This is a genomic window from Streptomyces sp. H39-C1 (genome assembly GCF_027158125.1).
In the GTDB taxonomy this organism is placed as follows: domain Bacteria; phylum Actinomycetota; class Actinomycetes; order Streptomycetales; family Streptomycetaceae; genus Actinacidiphila; species Actinacidiphila fildesensis.
Genome location: NZ_JAPVLS010000025.1, coordinates 59,045 through 80,370, shown reverse-complemented (window position 1 = coordinate 80,370; position 21,326 = coordinate 59,045). Strand labels below are relative to the sequence as shown.

Sequence of the window (21,326 nt, the reverse complement as noted above, 5' to 3'; positions counted from 1 at the left end):
GGGACCAGGCTATGTTCGCACCATTCAGCTCAGGGATCAGTCGCATCCGGGCGGGGACCGAATCCGCGACGGCACCGAGGATGGCTGATCGGCCAGTCCGCAGCCTCCTCAACGCTGCGAAGAGTTCGGTTGGCCTTATCCGGGTCCTGATGGGACGTCCAGCCGCAATCGGACCCGTCGAAGACCTCAACCACAGCGACTCCAGCTTGACGGGTCCGGTTCAGGGTGCCGGCGTTATAGGCGACGGCTGACTTCGCGAGCGTGGCGGCCTCGGCCCAGGCGCGTACCGGGACGCGCGCCCCATTGCGGTAGATGACGTGCGTCAGCTTGTGCTTGGCGGCGAGCCGATCGGCGAGGTTCTTCGCGGCCTGCTTTGCGGTCATGTTGCCAGCGGCCAGCAGCGGCACTTCCCGGCGCGCTGCTTCCCGTGCGGCACGGTAGAACTGGCTGGCCATCCGCTCGGCCTCCTCGGAGCGGCGCAGGAAGTCGGCGTAGGAGTCTGCCGCGAGCGACTGGAGTGCGTCACGGTGGAACGTGGTCCAGGTGAAGGTCACGCCCAGGGCCTCGGCGGCCGTACGCCCACCCTCCTCGTATAGGTGAGGAAGCTGGCGCTGTACGAACTGCCGGGCCTCTTGGTCCACACGCCGCCGGAACTCTGCGATGGCCTGCTTGAACTCCTCCAGCGTCGCCAGGGTGTATGGCGTTCGCGGGTTGTCCGCGAACTTGGCGATCACCTGCCGCTGTTTGGCCGCCAGGCGCTGCCAGGCTTCCTCAAGAACGGCAGCCACTCTGCGCGCGACCTCGTCAGGATCTCCCGGAACAAGCGGCGGCCACTCGTACGGCACGGCCCGCTACCTCGTGCGCCGAGACGGCAGCAGCGGCGTGGTTACCAGGTCGGCGCTCGCCTCCCCGGCAGCCGGGTCATCCGGTGCGACGAGCTCGGCGAGACCAGCGATCTGGCGCTCCAGTCCGGCGAGGTTGTTGCTCTGGTCGATGGTGACCACACCGTCGACCGTCATGCGCAGCGGCTCGCTGAGCAGCTTGGCGCGGCGCTCGCTCAGGACCTCGGCAACGACAGCTCGCGCTCGGCCCAGGCGGGCGTAGCGGGTGGCGAGGTCCTGTTCGTCCGTGGCGGTGCCGAGCTGCGCCCGCAGCCAGGCGAGGAGGATCGGGTCCATCAGTGCTCCTGGATAGCCGTCGCCCGCCCCCACCCGGGCAGGGCGGGGACGGGCTGAGGTTGCATGTACTTACGCGTCGGCGTCGGCGGTCTTCCTGCGCCGACGCGGCACCGGTGGCGCAGGTTCAGCCTCGACCTCGGGCTCGGGCTCGGGCTCGGGCTGCGCGGTGAAGCCGAAGACCGGCGACTCGTCCTGCTTCGGCTCCTCGGGCCCGGACTCCTCCGCGTCGGGCGTCGACTCGTCGACCTCCCACGCGTCCGGGTTGGTGATCTCTGCGGCCAGGTCGTCGTCCGGCTCGTCACCGGGCTCCAGGACGATCCACTCGCGCGTCGTCGGGTGCTCGACGTGCACGGCTGCTGCGAGGCGGCGGCCCATCAGATCACCTTCGCCACGATGTGCGCGTCCGGTGTGTGCAGTACCGGCATACCCACCGCCGCACCCTTGGTCCAGATCTGAACCGGGTCGTCCTGCGCACCGCGGGTGATGATGATGCCCGGCCGGTCCTCCTTGGTGATCTCCGGGTTCGTGCCGCGCGACAGGGCCAGACCCTCGGCGGTCACACCGAAGATCGTCTGCCCCCACTTCGTACGGTCCGGCGGCAGCATGACCCACCGGTCATCGGGGAGGACCTTGGTCTGGACTCCGTCGACGCGCACCTGCCCCTTGTAGAAGGTGACCGGCGGCAGACCGTAGTTGTCGCGCACGACGTTGACCTGCTGCGGCGTGAGCGTGGCGGTCGGGGTGTTCGACGGGTTCACCGAGCCGTAGTAGGCCGCGCGATACGCGTTGTTGGCGGACAGGTAGGAGAACGCCTTGCGGCTGGTGACCACCAGCTCCGGGAAGGGAGCACCCCGGTCATCGAGGTACTGCGTCCAGCCCAGCTCGTCCCTGATCGGGTCAGAGGTGGGGTCGGACCACAGCTTCGAGACGGTCGGCAGGTTGCCCGCCGGCACGCCCCAGTCGACCTCCGTGGTCAGCCCGTTCTCCGCGACGAGCGAGAACTTGCCGTCGACCAGGACGTCACCCCAGGCCAGCTCGACACGGGAGCGGATCGCCTCGACGTGCCGCTCGGTGTCGTCGTACAGCAGCTCGATCAGCCGGTCTTCGTCCGCGCCCCGGGACGCCTCCAGCAGGATCTGCTCCTGCTCGCCGACGAGGAGCTTCTGACCGAGGGGCGGCAGCATGCCCTCGCGGGTGGTCTGCCACGCCTCGCGGGACGCGAACGGCACGCTGGCGTCGAAGGCGCGGTACTTCGCGACGTTGACGTACCGGCCGTTGTCCTTGACCCGCCACTTCACCTCGTCCTGCTCCAGCGTCGGGATGATCCCGCCGTCCTTGGTGAACAGGTGGTCCGCCGGCGAGGGGATCGCGCGGGCGAAAGTCGTGAGGTCGCGGGCAGCGACGTTCTTGATCAGGTCCTGAATGGTCATCGTCGTCCGCCTCTCACACGTACCGGATCTGGGGGCCGGTCACCGACGGGGTGACCTTGGTGGGGTCGATACCGCCTGGGACCTTCGCGGCGACCACAACGCCGTGCCACAGCAGCGCGGCAGGCACCTTCGTGGAGCCCGGCGCGAACAGCGCCTCGGCGAAGACGTGACCGGCGAGGTTCTGGCGGCCGTCGGTCGCCACCGGGTCGAAAGCCCCGTACAGGCCGCTCGCGGTGATCTTGCCGACGGGCACGCCGGACAGGACCCGGCTGTAGGGCTGGGTGGTGTCGGTCGACGCTGCGGTGTGCGTGCCAGCGGTCAGCTTCGACACGTCGAGCGTGATGGTCTCGGTGGAGTCGGTGCCGTGCAGTGCCGCGAGCCAGGCCCGGTCGGCGGTGTACGACGTCGACGTGGTGATGGGCTGGAGTGTCACAGCCGTCCTCCCGTGGACGTGAAGCGAATCGGATTCGCGCGCTCACCTGGCGGTGGCGCCGTCCACGGGAGGTGTGAGGGGCGTGGTCCCCATGTCCGGCTGTCCCGCCGGTGGGGTCATGGAGTGCGCCATGACGTCGCTGGGCCTGGTCAGCCGGAGACGAATCCTCGACGCCGGGCCATCTCCAGTCCGGCCGCGCCAGGCTTGGGCGGTACGCCGCCACGCGACGGCGGGCCGCCGGCGGGAGAGCCGCCGGGGGCGGGCGGTGTGGTTTCGCCGGTCTGGCCGAACAGCTCCGGCCGCCGCTCCTTCAACTGCTCGGCAGCCGCAGCCACCGCGTCCTCATCAGCGTCCGGCTGGTCGTCGAGCGCCCGGTCGATGAGGAGGATCGCGTCGCCGAGGTCATCCCCGGCTGCGCCGAGTCCGGCAAGGGCGGCGCGTCGGATGGCGGCGCGCTCCCGGGCTGCGGCCTGCGTCTCGCGGGCCTCGGCCGCCCTCAGCATCTCCTCGGCGGCCTGCTCCCTGCGTTCGATCTCCGTCAGCGCGGCCTGGTCGGCGTCGCGCTTGGTGGTGATGAACTCGGTCAGCGCCTCGGAGTTGTCGAAGCCGAGATCGCCGAGAAGCTTCTTCAAGGCGGCCCGGCCGCCCTGCGTTTTCTCACGCGCCAGCAGCCGCGACAGGTCCTCCTGCGTGACTGAACCGCTGGCAGGGGCGCCGTCGTCTTCTGGCTTGTTGGAGTCGTCTTCGGGAGAGGCACCGAGGATCGGGTAGATCGGCCGCCCGTCACGGCGGTGCCCGACCGGTTCGAGCGGATTGGGGAGTGAGGGGCGCGTCATGCGTGAACCATCCACAGGTCTCCAGCGCCCCCGCGCCTAGATCACTGTACCGATGTCCGGAAGTGCCTCGCTTCGGCGGTCGTCCACCCCAACGACGGCTACGGATTCTGGGCGGCGAAAACGGTACCGGCGAAGAGGTGGGCGGTGCTGCGTGTGCCGCCGGTCACCTCGTCCATCATCCGCGTGGTGATGATTGCCCTGGGAGTGAAGTAGCTACGGAATGCGTTCGTCTCCCTGATGATCGCTTGTGCTTTGACTCGTGACTGCTCTGCGACAGCTGTACGTACCTCACCGTGCACCTGCCGCATCCAGTCAGTGAACGGGGAGTAGAAGAGGTCGTATCCGAGATGCGATGCCAAAGCGAGTGCCGCCTCGTTGTTCTTCCTCAGTTCCCCTGCGGTCGAATCGAACTCGCGGAGTTCTACGAAGCGTCCCGATGCGGCGTCGGTGACGACGGTCTGGAGATACGTCATCCACTGGGAACCGTCCGTCCGGATCTTTGCGATCGTCTCGATCGCCTCGGCCTTCCTCTGGTCAGCCTTGGTCCGTTCGTCTTCGGCTTCCTTGCGCTGCTGCAAGCGGCGCGGCACCAGGTAGGCGACGGTGGCCGCCATGGTGGCAGCAGAGACGCTGGAAGTGAAGGTGATCCATGCGCCGTCCATCGGGCGCCCCCGCGTTCTTCTCGAAAGATCGGACACGGGGACAACGTGCTCAGCCCTCGGATGGTGCCAGCGGGACGGCTGGGATTTCGGTCTTTGCTTCGGGCAGCCCGAGGTATTCGCGGACGGCGGCGTTGTCGCCGGTGGCATCGGCGAGGCGGGCGGCGGCCTCGAAGGCACGAGCCTGGATGCGTTCGATCTCGGCTTGGGCGTCGTCGATCGGGTAACCGGCGTCGATCAGCATGCGGATGCCGGTCTCCACCGACAAGACACTGGCGCCGACGGCCTTGACCACCTCATCGAGGATGGCAGCTCGGTCGGTCGGGGTGTGCGGTCCCCACATCAGGCGCGCAGGAAGCGACTCGCCCGCGGGCCAGCCCTCCGCCTGTCCCGCCTGGTGGAGGCGTTGCACCATGCGCAGCAGGACGGCGTACTTGTGGGTGCGGGCCAGGCGCATGGCGGCGACGAGCGAGTCCAGCGGCCCGAGCGCGAGTTGCAGGGCGTAGCCGGACGGCAGGGCGGTCGGGTCGAGGGTGCCCAGGCCGGCGGCGGTGAGGCGGCTGTTCGCGGCGATCCGGTCGAGGATGTGGTCGACGCGGGAGCGCAGTTCGGCGAGCTGCGCGGACGTGTCGAGGACGTCCATGCGCCCGTTGTCGTTGAGCTGCCACACCGTCCCGGCCCGGACCTTGACCGGGAGCGGCTGGCCAGTGGCACGGTCGATGGGCAGCCGCGCCCCTGCCAGGCCGATGATCGGCGAGCCGGTGGTGGCCGAGGCTCCGGAGCTGTCGGTGTCGGTGGCGGACAGTTCGTCCAGGGCTTGGAGGACGGTGGCGATGGTCGGCTTGCCCCAGTGCTCGCCGCTGGCCGGAATGGAGTTGGTGACCTGGACGACGGGGATGAAGTCCGCCCTCAGGTCGAGCCGGTCGAGGACTTCGCCGTCTGACCGCACCCGGTACGTCGCCTTGCTCATGGGCAGGTCGTAGAGGAAGTCGGCGTACTTGAGGTCGTCCAGCTCCCATTCGGCGTCGGTGAGGTAGCACGTCCACGGCGTCGGCCGACCCGGAGCCCACGGGTAGGTGCGCGTGATCGCGCCGGTCTCGCCGTTGAGGAAGTCGCCCTTGCTCAGCACCGGCGCGCCGTCGTCGGCGTAGACGTACTCGCGCACGGTGTCGCCGTCCTTCGTGGTGCCGCTTCGGCTGGCGGGAGCGATCGGCCCGAGTTCGTACGTGATGCGGCGGAGCCTGGCTTTCAGGCCGCGCCGCTTGTCCTCCGGCAGGTCCCAGGCCAGGTGCACACGCATGGGGAATTCAGCGCCGTCCTGCTCCCCGTCCTCCGGCCACTCCGGGAAGTACAGGCCCGGGTCCCACGTGCGCAGCAGCACGCGGCCCTTCGCCGGGTCCCAGGCGAGGCTGTAGACCGCGTCACCCAGCAGGATCGCGGTCCGCTCCGCCTGCTGTATTCGCAGCGGCAGAAGCTCCTTCTCGGCCCAGGCCCTCAGCTTGTCCTGAACTGCCAGCGCCATGGCGGCTTCGTTCGTCGGATCATCGTCGGCGTGCTCCGCGCCAGCGACCGTGATGGTCTGCTCGGAGCCGAGGAGGTAACCGAGCGCGGTGTCGACGAGCTTCGAGGCATCGCCGAGTTCACGCCGCTCGGTTCCGGTTTCGTCGTCCCCGGTGATCGCGGCGACCTGACCGGCTTGATTGGAGTCGTACGCGGCGAGCAGGCGGTAGGCCGCCAGGCGCCGCAAGTCCTCGTCGGGAACCCAGGATGAGGTCAGCTCCGCCCAGGCGTTGCGGCCCGGTCGGCGCGGGTCTGCCATGACTGGCTTGTAATCCAGCCAGCTCCAGACGTCGGTGATCAGCTCGCGAACGCCCACAATGCCCCTCCAGGCAGTCGGCCCCGCGCCGCAAGATCAGGTTACGGCGTTGGCGTGGGCCCGCTGGCCTCTGCGACTGCCTCGTCATATCCGGGCAGGCCCGGCGCTGGAAAGGACGAGCACGCGGACAGGAAGCCGCCTCGGTCGCCCGCGCTCTGCTGGTGCTCACCGAGCTGGTCCCAGCGGTCCGCGCACTCTCGATCGCTCGGACTGGAGTAGGAAGGCGGTGCGCCGTCGGCGATCTTCTGCCGCTGCAGAGCCAGCCCTTCGCTGCGCCCGAGCCGGTACGTCTCGCGTACACGGTCGAGGTGTGCGGCGCGCTGGTCCTCGGCCGTCGGCTTCTCAATCCCGGACGAACAGCCCGTGAGGCACACAGCCGTGAGAGCGGCAGCGCACAGAGCTGTGGTCCATTTCCCCCTGGTCCCCATGATCGTGAGGCTAGCAGCGGTCAGCGGCTCCGGGCTGGGCTGGGCCGTTTCCTCTTGGGGCCGTTTCCTGCACCGGCCGAGCCGCGTCTCAGCGGCGGCCGTCGAAACGGTCATCGTCGATGTCCGTTGGCAGGGTGTCGAGTTGGTCGGGGTCGGCCAGTTCCGTCAATCCGTGCACCGCTGCGTCCATACGGTCCGGGCTGTCCATTCCTTCGACCCAGGTGACCATCTGGTCCTCCAGATCGGTGTAATCGCCGACGTGATGAACGAGCTGCTGTTCATAGAGCTGGGCTACCGGCGCTGCGCGCAGGCGCTTGCCGACCTTGGCGACGACCTCCAGGATCATCGGCATGAGCAGACCCTTGGTGACGCCTTCGCGGCGTAGCTGCTCCCACGCCTGGGTGACGATCTGCCTCGCCATGTCCCCGCCGTAATTCTTCTCGACCACGATGGCGTCCGCTTTGAGTTCGAGAGCGAGTCGGCAGGCGGCCAACCCCCAGTCGTTCGCCCCCATGGAGCCCGACCTGTCGGCGAGGACGTACAGCTGCCGGTCGAAGTCCCGACCGACACCGATGATCCCGGTCTCGTCGCCGACGGTGGACTCTCCGCCGGCGGGGTCGACGGCCACGACGATGCGCGCCATGTCGACGCCGGAGAACTGGACGGCGTTGACACGGGCGGTGTCGATCCACTCGCGCTTCCAGACGCCACCCTCGGGAGGGCGTGGCTTCTGCATGTAGAGGGCGCCCCAGACCCGTTCCCCGACCCGCCTGCGAGTCCGGGCATGGTGGGCTGCATCGAATCGCTCGGGCCACAGCGGCTCGCCGGGTGCCCGGCCGAGCGGGTCATCGGGGCTGTCGGCGAGAGCCGGAAGGTCGATGACGCGCCAGTCGTCGCGCTCGGTGGCGAGGATGCGTCCGGCGAGATCGTCTTCGTGCCAGCGGGTCTGGATCAGGCAGATCGCGCCGGTGGGTTCGAGGCGGGTCTGAATGACGGAGGTCCACCAGTCCCAGGCGCGCTTGCGCATGGTCGGCGAGTCGGCGTCGGCCATGTCCTTGACCGGGTCGTCCACGATGGCGATGTGCGCGCCGCGACCAGTGAGGCCGCCGACGAGACCTGCGGCAAGCAGGCCACCCTCACCGCCGACGATGTCGAAGCGGTTGGCGGCCTGGCTGCCGGGCTTGAGGTGAATGCCGAGGTCGTCGCCCCAGGTGTGGATGGCGTCCCTGATCCAGCGACCGTGATCATCTGCCAGGTCTGCCGAGTAGCTGGCGATCATCATGCGGTGGCCGGGGTTGCGCCGGAGGTACCAGAGCGGTGCCCAGCGGGAGGCGCGTCGGCTCTTGCCGTGCCGCGGGGGCATCGTGAGCATGACGCGGTCGCAGCGGCCTTCGGCCATGTCGATGAACGCGCTGTCGATCAGGTCCAGGTGCGGGGCCTGCATCTCCCGGCCGCCGGTGAGGACCGCAGCGAGGGCGCCTGGCGAGCGGTCCATGGCCAACTGACGCTCGGCGCGCACCAGCTCGGCCCGCAGTGTCGGGGAGGCGGACCGAGCGATGGCACGGCGCTGGGCTGGTAGCAGCGTCTTGTAGTGGGCGACGACGCTCTCGTTGTCCCGGGGCGTCATTCGGCGTCCGGGTCGGTGAGCGCGATCAGGGCATCGAGTTCGTCGGCGGTGACGTTCTCGATCTGGACCGCTCCGCCGTCGGGGCCCGACAGCTCGGTGCGGACGGGCATGTCCAGGCCGAGAAGGCGGGCGCGGCGCTCCATGATTCGGAGGGTGCGGTCGATGGCGGCGAGGTCCTGGTCGCGGACCGCCTTCTTGTAGGCCACGAAGAACAGCCGGTCGAGCCGGTCGGCCTCAAGTGCACGCAGCTCGTCAACGTCGTCGTTCAGCTCGGCGCGACGGTCGGCGAGTGCAGTGCGGACGTCACGGCAGGCGGCGTGGATCAGGGCCTCGTCGGTGGGCGGGTCCTGGTCCTTGCGGTACCGCTCGATGCCGTACCCCTGCGGGTAGGCCATGCCGTCGGAGTTGGCGGTCGGATCGGCGGCGAGCTTGCGGGCGATCGTGAGCCAGTCCACGCCGGCGAGTCGTAGGTCTATGGCGTCCGAGCGGCGGCGCGCGATGGCCGCACGCGCGGCTTTGTCGGGGCGTCCCACGGCGGGGGTCCTCCACAGCTCGGGTGCGCCCCCGCGCCCAAGTCCATGATCCCATTTCCGGGGTGGGAGCCGCCCTCCACTCCGGCTCGGTGACCATTTCGCACAAGTCCATTTGCGAGAACCGGAGTTGCGCGGGTGAGGAAGCGGGGCCGGACAGTGGTTGTCCGGCCCCGCTCAAATCAGATCAGCGACATCTGTTCGCCCGTGCCGGGCTTCTTCGGCGGGGTGAACTCGGGAGGCGCATCCGGTGCACTGCGCTGAGTGCGCAACCACCATGCGAACTGGTAGTTCCGGCAGGTCCGGAAGCGGACAGAATTCCGGAGCGGTTCATCGGCAGGGATGCTGTGCTCGCCCCAGCCTGTGATGGGGCGAGCGTTTTCGAGGTAGACGTACAGGCCCGGCACGAGGGCGGGGCCCTCCCACTGCTCACCCGCGGCTCCCTCGAAGGCCAGGTGGGCGTTCTGGCTCCAGTTCCAGGGGTTGGGCAGCGCGCACAGATACCAAGCGAGCGGAGGATTGTCCTGCGGGAGTTCCAGCGCCTGGTGCCGGCGGCGAGCGTCCACGCGCGGACGGTCGGGCTGGCCGAAGCTGCGCAGGCAGTGTTGGTCGAGGGCGACGTGCCGCACGCCTGCCAGCCACATGATGTGGTACCGAGTCCGCGACTCGATTCGTATTTGTATTCGCTGTGACATGCGCTCCCCAAATGCTTTACCTAATTGGCGAGAGATTCATTTCTCTCTACTACCAATTTTATCAAATTTCCCACCAATTCCAGATGCCTGTCATGGCGGAAGCCATTCGGGTAAGGCATGTTGAATTCCTCTTCGAATGCCTTCTCGTACTCTTCTTTGGGAAGGGCGAGGGGGCGGCGGCACGTCGCCTTGAGGTTGGACCCGCTAAGGTCGGTGACCTTCACGTCCGCGAAGTAGCGGCGGAGCATGGGCTCCAGCGTCTCCGGCGTATGGAAGCGGAGCTTTTGCCACTTCCCCTTGACGAAGTTCATCTCCACGTTGTCGTCGTCGAGGAAGCTCATCTTCGTGGTCGCGGTCTGGGAGGTGACGCGCTTGGCCTTCTCATCGCGTAGTTCGCGGGCGAGGCTGCGCGTGCCCAGGCACACCACTCCGTCGGCGGCGCACAGGGCGTTGACGGTGGTCATCACCCAGTGCTGGTAGTCGAGCGAGGTGGTGGCGTTGACGACGGAGTCCAGAACAACGACGTCGTACAGGCCGTTGGTCTGGATGTCCTTTTCGATGTCACGGATCATGCCGACGACGGCCCGGATGTCGACGGCGTAGGAGCCGTCCCGGCACCGGTAAGGCTCGTAGTCGTGGATGTTGAAGCCCTTGGCGCGCAGGTGCTTGGCGTAGTCGCCGTACCCGGCGCCGAAGTCCACGACGCGCTGCGTGGGCTTGAGCCAGGGCGTGACGAGCTGGTCCCACGTCTCCGAGCCGTAGGCGAGCTTGCCCGCCTTGGCCTTGGAGGAGAACTGTCGCAGCCGCTTGGGCTGGACGATGTGCTGGTTCCAGACCGGGGCCTTGCCTTCGATCGCGCTCCAGTCGTAGACGCCGTACTCGCCGGTGAGGTCGGCGTGGAGCTGGGCGGCGTCGGCTGACGTCACTGTCCAGGCGAGGAGGTCGAAACGGGAGATGGAGGCGACAACGGCGTATTCGGCGTTGAGGACGATACGTCCCTGGTCGTCGATGACGACGCTGCCCCAGGGGCCGTGGCCGGCGGTCATGTGGCCGATGGCGTTGACGAACGACATGTTTTTGCGTTCGGCAACGCGGATGGACTGCCACGGGATGTAGGACCAGGCGCCGATCGTGCCGGGTTCGGCGTAGACGACGCTGGCCTCGGTCTCCACGCGGTTGTGGAGCAGGTTGAACTGGATCTCGTCCTGGAGGCGGACCTTCGTGCCGAGCATGACCGCGGGGGTGTGGGTCAGGCCGATGGCCTTGAGGCCCTTGGTCCTCTGGTGGCCCGCGACCAGTGTGCCGTCCGCGTTCAGGATGACCGGCTTGACGACTCCGTGGCGGCGCAGCGATGCCTGGAGGCGGACGAAGGCCGTCTCGCTGAGGCGGCGCGGGTTGTAGTCGGCGGGGCGCAGTTGATCGAGCGGGTACGACTCGTGGAACGTCGTGGTGGGTGCCTTGCTCATGCGGCGTCGCCCTCCTGGTGGGCTTCCTGGAGGACGTGCCAGCCGAAGCCGAGGTCGCTGTTCGTGTCGTCCACGAACTTCGTGTAGATGGAGTTGAGGACTTCGACCTCTTCGGAGGTGATCCGGACCCGCTTGGACTCCCACTGGAGGTAGCCCCACTGGAGGTAGTCGACGGTGGCGACGGCCCCGGTGCCTGCTCCGTCGGACGTCAGCTCCAGCGTCTCGGGAAGCGAGGTGTCGTCCAGGAGCCGGTCGACGCTCTCCCGGTCGTAGCCGGTGCCGGCGAGGTCGGGGATCTCGGAGAGGATGTCGGCGAGCAGGGCGGTGTCGTATCCGGCGAGGTCGTTGGTCCGGTTGTCGACGATGACGATGCGGGCTGCTGCTTCGTCATCGACGTCGATCCAGGTGGCCGCGATGTGTTCCCAGCCGAGGTGCTGGGCGGCGGCGACGGTGTGGTTGCCCGCCAGGATCTCGTTGGGCCGCCCGGTGTGGGTTCCCTTGTTGACCACGACGGGCCGGTACTGGCCGTTGACCGTCAGCGACTCGGCGATGGCCGGGATGTCGCCGGTACGGGGGTTGCGGTAGTACGGGGCCAGGTCGTCGATGGGGACGGCGAGCGGCAGGAGCTGTTCGGGGATGTTGGCGAGCGTGGTCACGGGCGTCCCTTGTGTAGGCCGTTCCCCGCGCCCTACGCACGCCAACACTAGACGATCAGCAGGGCTGTCGGCTCGGTTCAGCCGGGGCGCCGGTGGCCGTCGCAGCTTGCCCTGTTGCTGGCGGAGTGCCGTCAGCGGTCGCGGCGTTGGTCGCCTCGTCCCTGTTCCGGTAGTGCCGGAGTTCGGCGCGGATGGCATCGAGGTGGTTGTCGGTGATGGTGCTGGCGGTGAGCGGGTCGAGGTCGACCCGCTCACCGGTGTACTGGCGCGAGGTGGTCATGCCCCCGACGCTACTGAGTCGATGGGCTCCTGTACCGACTGGGGCATGGGCACCGGCTGGCCGTTGCCCGCGGCGACGAGCGCCGTCGTGATGGCGCTCGTCACGGCCTTCACGTACGCGGTGAAAGCCTCCGTCACGTTCTGCCGGTTGGCTCGGGACATGTCCCCGTTGAGGAAGAACGCTTGCCGCTGCGCACTGCTGATCTCCAGTTGCACGCCCATGCCGCGCCCGCTGCGGTTGCAGATGTTCGTGGCGTCGTTGCCGTTGATCTCTTCGCTGGCGACCTGGACGGCGAATCCGGCCTGCGACAGGGACTGTCCGATGTGGTCGCGCAGGCTGTAGTCGAGGCCGCCGAGGTTCGTCATGGGGGCGGCCCCGGCGGCACCGTGCCACGAGACGATGTGGGTTGCGCCCTTGGCCAGAGCGAGTGCCTGCGGGTCGTCGAAGCTAGTTGATGCCAGATGCAGGTCGCTGTTGTTGGCCTGCTTGGTGCCGTCGAACGTGTAGAAGTCGTGCACGTCGCCGGCGGCTGCGCTGGCGAGTTCGCTCGTGCCTTGTTCGATCCCTCCGCCGTGGATGGCCAGGTGGAGCAAGGTGGAGATCGGTGAGGAGCGCCAGGAGCGTTGGTAGTCGATGCCTTCGATCTGGGCGCTGGCGAGAGCGGCGAAGGAGTTGTAGAGGCCGGTGGTCATGGGGCACTTCCTTGAGTCGGGGTGGCCGCCGCGGTGATGGCAACGGCCACCGTCGCGATGCCTAACGGTTGTTGCAGCGGCAGATGCCTGATGGCAGGCACCAGGCGTCACAGGCGTTGCACCACTCCGCGCCCGGAACAGGGGGCTCGCCGCGCCCGGTCTGCCTGGGGGTCTGGTCCTCGGTCATGCCGCTGTTCTCCTGGGTCGTCGTCTGGGTGAGATAGCTGCTTCGAGTTCCGCGATACGCCGTGGGCCGTCCCGATCGGGAGCTTTACGAATCCTTCGGCGGCCCGGGTCTCGCTCGTCGGCGGCCTTCTGCGGGGGGCCGTCCCGTTCGAGGAGGAGACGTTGGTACAGCTCGCGGTCGGCGGGATTCCCTGTGAAGTCCTCTGCGCTCATGTCGCTCCGGAGTGCACGGGACCCGCCCCCGGCGTGGTCGGGGGCGGGTCCGGTCGTGATCGTGGCGCTGCATTCCCGGCGGCTTCGCTTCGGCGCGGAGCCGGTGCCTGGCGGGTAGGGCGCGGGGGATTGGCCACCCGCCAGGCACCGAAGGGGATGCCGCATGCCACGGCGTGTTGGTGGGCCGGTTCCTCGGCTGTGGGCGTTCCCACCAACGAGATAGACCGTATCACTCTTGAGTGTTGGGATCTATCTAACGATCTGAGTGATCCCTTCCGTCGTGCGGCACTCCGTATCCGAGCCCGTCAAGGGGTGCTGTCCGATCCGCAGTTGGCCCGTCCGTGAGGAACAGGTCTTGCTGCACCGCGTGGGGCTGGGCCGTGAAGTCCTCGGGCCTGAGCGTGATCTGTCGCATGCCGCGAGGGGGAGCCACGTCGCGGACTGGAATGACCGCGATTGCCGTGGCCACCCCTACCGCCGGGAACGCGTCTGCGGGCAACTCCCACAGGGTTCCCCGCGCCTCCCATATCCGGGCGAGGAAGTCCCTGCTCCTGTGATCGTCCCGGTAGGTGATGCTGCCGTACATGATCGCGACGAGGAGGCCGCCGGGCTGAATGAAGCGCAGCGCCCGCTCCACGTGCCGGATGTCCTGGCGTCCCGCGAACGGCGGGTTCATGATGGCCCGCTGATAGCGGCGCTCCACCGGCACACCGAAGAAGTCCGCCGTCGTGACCTGCCGGGCGTACCCGCCGGCGCGGATGTGCTCCGCGCGAGCAGCGTCGAGTTCGACGCAGTCCACGATGGCCCCGCGGGCTGCGACGGCTTCGGCGATGGCGCCGCGCCCCGCCGACGGCTCCAGCACCTCGCATCCAGGTTCGAGTTCGGCCAGGTCCAAGAGGCGTTCGACGGTGGGCTCGGGCGTCGGGTAGAACTGCCGGTCGACATCAGTGATCACCTCGCCCGTGGCGAGCAGCCCGGCTATGGCGTCGGCGCCGTCGATGGTGAAGAGATGCACCTTCTTGTAGCGGTGCCAGACGCCGCCCAACGCGTGAAGGGCGAGGTTGACGCGCTCGTACAGCTTGCGGTCGAGCTGGCCGTTCAGACGGAGTGCCGGGCCGTCGACCGTGGCTGCGCGAAGAACGTTGAGAACGTCGGGATCTATCTGCATGGCTGGAACTCCTGTTCAGGCGTACTGGGTGCAGTTGGCGGCGAGCGGGTGGCCCTTGTGATCTGCGCACACCGCATCGCCCGTAGTGGGGTCGGTGCCGCCGTCGCACAGCTCGCAGACCCAGTAGCCGCAGACGACACAGATCGCGGAGGCGAGCCGGTTGAAGGTGTCGGCCAGGTCGGCGTCACAGAGGCGACAGACCTCGGTCGGCAGCGTCCCGTCCTCGGGCCAGGTCTTGAGGCCGCCGATGTGCGCGGGCCGCTTCATGCCGTCTGCCCCTCCGCCTTGTTGGCGGTCTGGGCACCGGCGGCGAGGAGTGCCGCTTCGAGTTCCACCAGACGCGCCGCGACCATGATGGGGAAACGGACGTAGACAGAACGCCCGGCCCCATTGAGGAGTTCAGCACCGGCGATGAAGGTTGCGTTGCTGGCATCGGCTATGGCCTCCGGGTCGTTGTCGCGGCGGCCCTTGAACAGATGCTGGGCGGCCTCGCGGACGAGTCGGGCCGCGTCGGAGTCGTACTCCTCAAGGGCGTCGGCCGTGGCCGGCACTCCCTCGAACAGGTTGCGGTTGACGTTGCGCATGGCGTGGATGTCGTTCATCGCGGGGGGCTCCAGGTAGAGAGAGGCGAGGAGGGGGCGGCCCATTGGGGGCCGCCCCCTCGGTGAGTGGTTCAGGCGGCGACGGCGACCGGCTGAGCGTCGGCGTCGACCGTCTCCTCGGGCGCCGGGGTGTTCTCCGGCTCGGCGTCGTCAGTCTTGGCCTGCGGCGCGGAGGTGGGCTCCGCCTCCGCCTCCGCGTCTGTCTCCGAGGTGACGTCGGCGGCGGGCTCCAGGCGGACGAGTGCGGCGTCGGCCTCCGCGACCAGGTCAGGGGCAGCCGCCGCGGGGTTGACCATGATCTCGCTGGCATCGGCGTGCGCCTTGGCCTGACGGAGCTGGAAGCGGGCCTTCTGAACGAAGTTGGCGACCCGGTCCATCTGCTCCAGCCGCTTGCCCACCTGTCCCTCCAGCGCGCGGGCCAGCTCCATCGGGTCCGCCTTGCCGATGCCGTCCAGCAGGTCGCACATGCGCTCGATCTCGTCGAGGTCGCTCTTGGTCTTGGCCTGGGCACGAGTGCGCTCGGTCTTCTCCTCGGGGGTCATCTCCTCGACGTCGACCATCGAGTCCTGCTGAGCCGCCTTCTCCTGCTTGCGCATGGCGTAGGCGATGTGGACGAGCTGGTTGTCGCTCTTGTCGCCCTTCTTCCAGTCCTCGAAGACGGCCTTCTGGTTGTCCCTGGACAGGGCGGCGATCTGGACTGCGGCCTGGGTGCCGATGTGCCCGAGGTCAACGGCCATCTGGATCTCGGGGCGCAGGGAGAGCAACACCAGGCGCTGCGTGACGTACTGGACCGACTTGGAGAAGATCTTCGCGACGGTCGCGGGGGTGGCGTCCTCCTCTTCGTCGAGGACCTTCTTGAAGCCGCGCGCCTCCTCCAGTGGAAGCATGTCCTCGCGGTTCAGGTTCTCGGCCATGGCCTTCTTGAAGGAGTCCATGTCGCTGATCTCGGCGTCGCCCTCGGACAGGAGGATCTTCGTCTCGATGGTGATGTTGCCCGCCAGCTCGTTGGCACGGAAGCGGCGCTCGCCGGCGACCAGCTCGTAAACGATCGGCTGGGGCTTGCTGTTGACCAGCTCTACCGTGAGCTTGCGGACGACGATCGGCTGGAGGAGGCCGTGCTCCTTGATCGAGTTGGCCAGCTCGGTCAGGGCCTCCTCGTTGAAGGTCTCGCGGGGCTGGTTCGGGTTGCGGCGGATCTGGCGCATCTTCAAGGTCGCGTACTTGTGCGGCATTTCGGTCTCCAAGAGGTCGGTGGGGGTTTCTTCTCTCCCCCTTCCTTGTAGTTCTATTCTATATGCATCAAGGGGAGGGGTCCACAATTTTCGAGAAGTTTTTGCAGGTCAAACGCGTGGACGCGGAACCCCGTCCAGGGTTCCGCGTCCCATTACCGCCTCGGTGATCAGCGTGCGGCGTTGCCGCTCAGACGTTCAGCCTCGCACCCGACATGCTTCGGGTCGACGATCGACAGGGCCCCCAGCACCTCGTGAGCCGACTCGTCATTCAGGGCGACATTCTCCACGCCACCGGACTCTTCCAACCGGGCCAGCACTCGTCCCAGCTCGATCCCCACCCGCATCCCTCCCGCGTTGCAGCGTTCCGCCCTCCTAACGAGTAACGACACGCTTAGATCCCCACACAGGCAAAATATCGGCACACATCAGGCGGCAGGGGGGAGCCGGTCACAATCTCGCAGCTTGGAGAGCAGAGGAGGGTGGCGGCCTGCATGCTGAGTGCACAATCCACAAATTGCCGTTACCGATCTTGCGCGGGGGCAACACTCATTGTCAACCAACATAGACATTAGGCTGCCCCAGGAATCTCACCCGCCCCATGACCGCCACTGAACATGCCCAGCGGGTCGCCTCTGCGGCCCCGTGAGCGAACCTGACGCGTACCCGAGGAGTAGTCAGACTCATGCGGCCCGGCCCGGACACCCCTCTCGCCAGCAAGCTCGCCGTGCTGCTCAGCAGGAAGCGCGGAGCCGACGGGAAGACCCCGAGTACGCGTGTCATCGCCGCCGCGACCGCCGAGACGCCCGGCGGCAGGCCGGCGATGACCCATCAGGTAGTGAACGACCTCCTGAACGGGATCAAGGCCAATCCGTCAATCTCGCAACTACTGGGTCTCGCACGCGCATTCGAGTGTCCGGTAGCTTATCTCCTTCCTGGGTACAACGGTTTGACCTCGCTGTCGGTCTACGAGGAGCACCAAGACGCTCGCGAGGCGCTCCGACTGGTCCACGACCTGGGCCAAGGCGGGGTCGCCGAACTTCTGGAGGCCGCACGTGAGATCCGTACAAGACATGGACGTACGGATCGCGCGGTCCCCGAAGTGCCCGATCCACTGCCGCCTGTCGCCGAACCACCACGGCCAGGCCGGCGGAGACGGCTCAGCTTCACAGAGGCGGCCGAACGTGCCGTCGCTGACCTGGAAGGGACCTGAACCACATGGACGGCCTCGTCTTCGGCCTCTGCGCCCTGTTCGGCATCGCGGGCACAGTGCTCTCCGCCCGTGAAGCCTGGCGTCAGCGCGACCGGAACGAATACCGCTTCGCCCGCGCCGCCGCCTTCGGAGTTTGTACGGTCGGCGTGATCCTCGCCGTGCCTCCGGTCGAAGATCTCGTTGAGTCCGCGACCGGGATGGACAACGCGGCCAAGCTCGGAGCGCACTTCTGCGCCGTGCTGTGGTGCGGCAGCCTTCAGCTCATGCTTGTCGACTGGTCCTACGACCATGAGGTGCTGATAGCCAGCGTGTTCGCGCGCATCGCCTTCGCCGTGTGTGTCCTCGCCGCGATGCTGCCGCTGTTCGTCGCGACGACAGACGAGAGCGTTGAGTTCACGACCGAGTACGCGACGGCTCCGGGCGTGACCGTCTACCTCATGATCTATCTGGCCTACGTGGCGATCACCTGCGGGGAGATCGCGTTCCTCTGCTCCGGCATGGCTCTGTCCGCACGGCAGACCGGCCATGCCTGGACCGCGAAGGGTCTCGGCATGTCAGCGGTTGCAGCCGTCCTCGGGGTCGCCTACGCGGCCAGCAAGGGGTCATACCTGGTAACTCACTACCTCGGCCACCCGTGGTCGCTGGACGCCGAGGAGATCGTTTCCCCGGCTTTGGCCGGGCTCGCCGTGGTTGCGCTGATCACGGGACTGACCCTCGCCATGGTCGGCAGGCGACGTGCATCACGCGAGGTCCTTGCGTCACAGGCCATCTGAGAGGCCAGGCAGCTTGCGCCAGTGGAGGACCACCCTGCCGGGCTCAACGGTGCGGATGCCCCGTGCGCTTGCAGGGAAGACCTCGATGTTCTCGAAGAACAGCCTCGTGATGGCTCTCTTCGACGCGGACGGCGCTGTGTTCCACCAGCGCACGAGGTCCTTGGCATCGCCGAGGGAGAAGTTCGCCATCTGCTCTGCGTACCGCAGACGGTTTCGGGTGTCCTTGAGGCTGGCCGTGATCTCTCGCTCTGCGGTCACGAACGCGTCGCTGCTGATCTGGCGCTTGCCGTAGAGGGTCGCCGCTTCGATCCGGCGGCCCCCAAGGTCCTCGATTGAGGTCTTCATCTTCTCGACCTGGGCGCGGACGGCTTCTTGAGCCTTGAGGATCTGCTTGCGGATGCCCGGCTTGAGGAGTTCCGCCACGACGTTCTCACCGACGTAGTCCTCTAGCAGCTCCGCGCCCATGCGGACCTCGCCGCATCCACCGCGGCCGTCCTTGTCCTTGGGGCGACAGCGGTAACCGGGGGTGCCAGCGTTAGTCCGTGCGCCCTGGAGAGCCCAGGTGCACTTCCCGCACGTGCACGCGCCGTCCACCAGGAGATAGTCGTAGGGCGGTGCCGCGTCAGCCTTCTTGCGGCTCTGGTCCCTCTCCTGGAGCCGCACGAACTCCTCACGCGTGATGGCGCCCGGGTGGCCGGCGTCGACGAGTTCGCCGTCATCGTCGTAGCGCAGTCCGGCGATGGCGGGATTACGGAAGAGGCGTCCAACTGAGGCGTCCTTCCACTCCCCGCCGAGCGTGCCCCGGTAGCCTGCGCCGTTCGCCCAGACAGCGACGTCCGCGTTCGACTGACCCTCCAGCGCCCGGCTCGCCATCTGGCGAAGCGGGTCCACTTCGTCATCGCGTAGACGACGCCTCGACGCGTCCTCGAAACCATAGAGCCGTGGCATGCCGTGGTCCGTCCTTCTCTAATGCGCCTCCCGTAGCCGCCTGATCCTAGGTCACGGCCCTAGGAACAGGGCCGTGACCTCGGAATCGATACGCCAAAGCTACGAATGATCACTGCGAGGCGGCGTCACTCCGAGCACTCGCCAGAGCGCAGCCGTAGGGACCCTCACCGTGCTGCCCAGTGTGAGCGTCTGCACGGGGAAAGATCCCCCCTTGATCAAGTTGTAAGCCTTGTGCACACCGATCCCCAGGACTCGCGCGGCCGTAGTGACGTTCACCGTCGGCGGCAGTGCGAGCAGTTCCTCCAGGGTCATCGGGCTGGCGGCCCCGGAGTCCGTAGTTGCGGAGGCGTCCTTCGTTGTCATTTTCCGTTGTCGCGTTCTCCCCCGCGCCAACGTGGTTTAAGGATACGCCAACACTGGAGTGTTGGGGCAAGATAGAGCATCGGTTCGACAAGGACCGACACAGAAGATCCACAAGCGAAGCCACGAAGGGGATACACGTGTTCGATCCCAGCTACCAGCGGCGCTGTGCCTGCCAGGAGCCCATCGTCGAGGACGACGGCACTCCGATAATCGACGCTGACGGCGCGCCGAAGATGCGCAAACTCGGCGCGAGCTGCCCCAAGCTGACGCAAAAGGGTCATGGCACCTGGTACTTCTACTTCGAGCTCGAAGCCGGCGAGGGCGGGAAGCGCCGACGGGTGCGCCGAGGTGGATTCGCCACGAAGGATGAGGCGAAAGCCAAGTCGGCCGAGGTCTACCGCGACGTCATCGGCGGCGCGGACGTGCTCAGCAACACCACCGTCGGGGAGGACCTGACCGCCTGGCTCAAGAGGAAGAGGCGGCTGGCCCGCACGACTCGGCATGGGTACGAAGAGCACATCAATCTCTACCTCGAACCGCATCTCGGGCATATCAAGCGCCGTGACCTCAGACTGCGCCACGTCGAGGCCATGTACGACGCGATCGAGCGGGAGAACGCCGAGCGGCTGCTTCACCATGCCAAGGTGGTCGAGTTGAAGGAGGCACGCGACGCCGCCTACACAGCCTGGGTCCGTACGGCGGGGAAGAAGACGGCACGCCGCCTCACCCGTCGGCTCTACCTCGAAGCCAACGCCGCGTTCCGCGAGGGAAGCAAGGGCAAGCGGAAGATCACCAGCGCAGCGACGATGCATCGCATCAACGCCACCCTCAGCTCCTTCCTGGGCGCTGGCATCAAGCGCGGCGAATACGCGACGAATTGGTCCGCGATGGTCGAACTGCCGGCGGTCAAGCGGCCCAAGGCTCTGGTCTGGACACCGGAGCGGGTCGAAGAGTGGAAGCGGACGGGCCAGAAGCCCAGCCCCGTCATGGTCTGGACGCCGGAGCAGACCGGCCAGTTCCTCGACTTCATCTGCGATGACCGGCTGTACGGCATGTGGCACGGGTTCATTTTCCGTGGTCCTCGGCGCGGTGAGATGGCGGCCCTGCCCTGGACGGAGGTCAGTCTGTCCGGCTCGTGGTTCCGGATCTCCGCGCAGGTCGTTGAGGTCGCGTACCGGCTGTACGACGAGGCTCCGAAGCAGGACAGCGTCCGTACCGTCACCCTCGACTCTCTGACTCGTGACCACTGGCAGGGCTGGCAGACCACTCAGGCCAATGAGCGTGAGCAGTGGTCCGGTGAAGAAGCCTGGGTGGAGAGCAACCGAGTCTGGACACACGAGAACGGCAAACCGCTACACCCAGACTGGATCAGCCGACGGTTCAACCGGCTCGTGGAGCTGTCCGGGCTTCCCCCGGTCCGTCTGCACGACACCCGCCACCTGTCGGCAACGCTGGCACTCCTCGGCGGGGCGGACATCAAGGTCGTCCAGGAGCGGCTGGGGCACAGTTCGCGCCAGATCACTTCGGACACGTACACGAGCGTCCTGCCTCAGCTCATGACTGCCGAGGCCGAGTCAACGAGCGCCGTCGTGCCCCGGTCTCAGCAGAAGGAGGTCCCTCCGGACGACGAGCGCAGCGATCCGGAGAGCCAGGAAGAAGGGGGCACTGAAGAGGCCCCCGAGTCTGGTGAAGATGGACCGGACGAGGGACTACGTCCCGCCGCTTGACCTGCGTCCCGAATTTGTCCTGTCGATCATGAAAACGTGATCGGGACGGGCCGCCAAGATCCTTCTGCTTATGCCCCTGACCTGCTAAGTGCCTGGTCAGAACGATTCTTTGAACCGT

Annotated in this window: 25 protein-coding genes; 3 read left to right on the top strand and 22 right to left on the bottom strand. The window is 67.4% G+C overall.

Annotated features, from left to right (window positions below; translation table 11 throughout):
* Window positions 1–29: 29 nt before the first annotated feature.
* From O3W51_RS18665 to O3W51_RS18565, 21 genes are all read right to left on the bottom strand, one after another.
* Window positions 30–845: a hypothetical protein gene (locus tag O3W51_RS18665; RefSeq protein WP_269286956.1), complete on the bottom strand. Its 816-nt coding sequence runs from the start codon at window positions 843–845 to the stop codon at window positions 30–32.
* 6 nt (window positions 846–851) lie between these two features.
* Window positions 852–1,178, bottom strand: a complete 327-nt coding sequence (locus O3W51_RS18660; protein WP_269286954.1) for a hypothetical protein — start codon at window positions 1,176–1,178, stop codon at window positions 852–854.
* 69 nt (window positions 1,179–1,247) lie between these two features.
* Window positions 1,248–1,553: a hypothetical protein gene (locus O3W51_RS18655; protein ID WP_269286952.1), complete on the bottom strand. Its 306-nt coding sequence runs from the start codon at window positions 1,551–1,553 to the stop codon at window positions 1,248–1,250.
* The gene (locus O3W51_RS18650) at window positions 1,553–2,608 is read right to left on the bottom strand and encodes a major capsid protein (RefSeq protein ID WP_269286950.1); all 1,056 of its coding nucleotides are present in this window, start codon (window positions 2,606–2,608) and stop codon (window positions 1,553–1,555) included. Before O3W51_RS18650 ends, O3W51_RS18655 begins: the two co-directional genes overlap by 1 nt.
* A 13-nt stretch (window positions 2,609–2,621) precedes the next feature.
* On the bottom strand, window positions 2,622–3,041 hold the full coding sequence (locus O3W51_RS18645) for a head decoration protein (protein ID WP_269286948.1): 420 nt from the start codon (window positions 3,039–3,041) through the stop codon (window positions 2,622–2,624).
* A 149-nt stretch (window positions 3,042–3,190) separates the two neighbouring features.
* Window positions 3,191–3,877 (bottom strand): hypothetical protein, encoded by a 687-nt coding sequence (locus O3W51_RS18640; RefSeq protein WP_269286946.1) that lies wholly within the window; start codon window positions 3,875–3,877, stop codon window positions 3,191–3,193.
* Between the two features lie 98 nt (window positions 3,878–3,975).
* Window positions 3,976–4,539, bottom strand: a complete 564-nt coding sequence (locus tag O3W51_RS18635) for a hypothetical protein (RefSeq protein ID WP_269286945.1) — start codon at window positions 4,537–4,539, stop codon at window positions 3,976–3,978.
* A gap of 49 nt (window positions 4,540–4,588) precedes the next feature.
* Window positions 4,589–6,355 carry a hypothetical protein gene (locus O3W51_RS18630; RefSeq protein WP_269286943.1) on the bottom strand — a complete coding sequence of 589 codons (1,767 nt, stop codon included), beginning with the start codon at window positions 6,353–6,355 and terminating at the stop codon, window positions 4,589–4,591.
* Window positions 6,356–6,453: 98 nt separating this feature from the next.
* On the bottom strand, window positions 6,454–6,840 hold the full coding sequence (locus O3W51_RS18625) for a hypothetical protein (protein WP_269286941.1): 387 nt from the start codon (window positions 6,838–6,840) through the stop codon (window positions 6,454–6,456).
* Window positions 6,841–6,928: 88 nt separating this feature from the next.
* On the bottom strand, window positions 6,929–8,467 hold the full coding sequence (locus tag O3W51_RS18620; RefSeq protein ID WP_269286939.1) for a terminase large subunit domain-containing protein: 1,539 nt from the start codon (window positions 8,465–8,467) through the stop codon (window positions 6,929–6,931).
* Window positions 8,464–9,000 carry a hypothetical protein gene (locus O3W51_RS18615; RefSeq protein WP_269286937.1) on the bottom strand — a complete coding sequence of 179 codons (537 nt, stop codon included), beginning with the start codon at window positions 8,998–9,000 and terminating at the stop codon, window positions 8,464–8,466. The genes O3W51_RS18620 and O3W51_RS18615 overlap by 4 nt, the downstream gene beginning before the upstream one ends.
* 179 nt (window positions 9,001–9,179) lie before the next feature.
* The gene (locus O3W51_RS18610) at window positions 9,180–9,626 is read right to left on the bottom strand and encodes a hypothetical protein (RefSeq protein WP_269286932.1); all 447 of its coding nucleotides are present in this window, start codon (window positions 9,624–9,626) and stop codon (window positions 9,180–9,182) included.
* Window positions 9,627–9,712: 86 nt separating this feature from the next.
* Window positions 9,713–11,158 carry a methyltransferase domain-containing protein gene (locus O3W51_RS18605; RefSeq protein WP_269286931.1) on the bottom strand — a complete coding sequence of 482 codons (1,446 nt, stop codon included), beginning with the start codon at window positions 11,156–11,158 and terminating at the stop codon, window positions 9,713–9,715.
* A complete protein-coding gene (locus tag O3W51_RS18600) occupies window positions 11,155–11,814 on the bottom strand; it encodes a ParB/RepB/Spo0J family partition protein (RefSeq protein ID WP_269286930.1) in 660 nt (219 codons plus the stop codon). The genes O3W51_RS18605 and O3W51_RS18600 overlap by 4 nt, the downstream gene beginning before the upstream one ends.
* Before the next feature lie 55 nt (window positions 11,815–11,869).
* Window positions 11,870–12,094, bottom strand: coding sequence for a hypothetical protein (locus O3W51_RS18595; RefSeq protein ID WP_269286929.1), 225 nt, complete (start codon window positions 12,092–12,094; stop codon window positions 11,870–11,872).
* Window positions 12,091–12,786: a poly-gamma-glutamate hydrolase family protein gene (locus O3W51_RS18590; RefSeq protein ID WP_269286928.1), complete on the bottom strand. Its 696-nt coding sequence runs from the start codon at window positions 12,784–12,786 to the stop codon at window positions 12,091–12,093. Before O3W51_RS18590 ends, O3W51_RS18595 begins: the two co-directional genes overlap by 4 nt.
* Before the next feature lie 652 nt (window positions 12,787–13,438).
* A complete protein-coding gene (locus O3W51_RS18585) occupies window positions 13,439–14,353 on the bottom strand; it encodes a hypothetical protein (RefSeq protein ID WP_269286927.1) in 915 nt (304 codons plus the stop codon).
* Between the two features lie 15 nt (window positions 14,354–14,368).
* On the bottom strand, window positions 14,369–14,620 hold the full coding sequence (locus tag O3W51_RS18580; protein ID WP_269286924.1) for a hypothetical protein: 252 nt from the start codon (window positions 14,618–14,620) through the stop codon (window positions 14,369–14,371).
* Window positions 14,617–15,000, bottom strand: coding sequence for a hypothetical protein (locus tag O3W51_RS18575; RefSeq protein ID WP_269286923.1), 384 nt, complete (start codon window positions 14,998–15,000; stop codon window positions 14,617–14,619). Before O3W51_RS18575 ends, O3W51_RS18580 begins: the two co-directional genes overlap by 4 nt.
* Before the next feature lie 26 nt (window positions 15,001–15,026).
* Complete coding sequence (locus O3W51_RS18570; RefSeq protein ID WP_269286920.1) at window positions 15,027–16,187, bottom strand: ParB/RepB/Spo0J family partition protein; 1,161 nt, start codon at window positions 16,185–16,187, stop codon at window positions 15,027–15,029.
* A gap of 167 nt (window positions 16,188–16,354) precedes the next feature.
* Window positions 16,355–16,525, bottom strand: coding sequence for a hypothetical protein (locus O3W51_RS18565; RefSeq protein WP_269286918.1), 171 nt, complete (start codon window positions 16,523–16,525; stop codon window positions 16,355–16,357).
* A 386-nt stretch (window positions 16,526–16,911) separates the two neighbouring features.
* Between O3W51_RS18565 and O3W51_RS18560 the strand changes: the two genes are divergently transcribed.
* The gene (locus O3W51_RS18560; RefSeq protein WP_269286916.1) at window positions 16,912–17,397 is read left to right on the top strand and encodes a hypothetical protein; all 486 of its coding nucleotides are present in this window, start codon (window positions 16,912–16,914) and stop codon (window positions 17,395–17,397) included.
* A 5-nt stretch (window positions 17,398–17,402) separates the two neighbouring features.
* Entirely contained in the window at window positions 17,403–18,170 is a 768-nt protein-coding gene (locus O3W51_RS18555) for a hypothetical protein (RefSeq protein WP_269286914.1), read from the top strand.
* Here O3W51_RS18555 and O3W51_RS18550 read toward each other — a convergent pair.
* The gene (locus O3W51_RS18550; RefSeq protein ID WP_269286912.1) at window positions 18,156–19,118 is read right to left on the bottom strand and encodes a recombinase family protein; all 963 of its coding nucleotides are present in this window, start codon (window positions 19,116–19,118) and stop codon (window positions 18,156–18,158) included. The genes O3W51_RS18555 and O3W51_RS18550 overlap by 15 nt on opposite strands.
* Window positions 19,119–19,474: 356 nt before the next feature.
* Here O3W51_RS18550 and O3W51_RS18545 point away from each other — a divergent pair, with 356 nt between their 5' ends.
* A complete protein-coding gene (locus tag O3W51_RS18545; protein WP_269286909.1) occupies window positions 19,475–21,208 on the top strand; it encodes a tyrosine-type recombinase/integrase in 1,734 nt (577 codons plus the stop codon).
* Window positions 21,209–21,326: the final 118 nt, after the last annotated feature.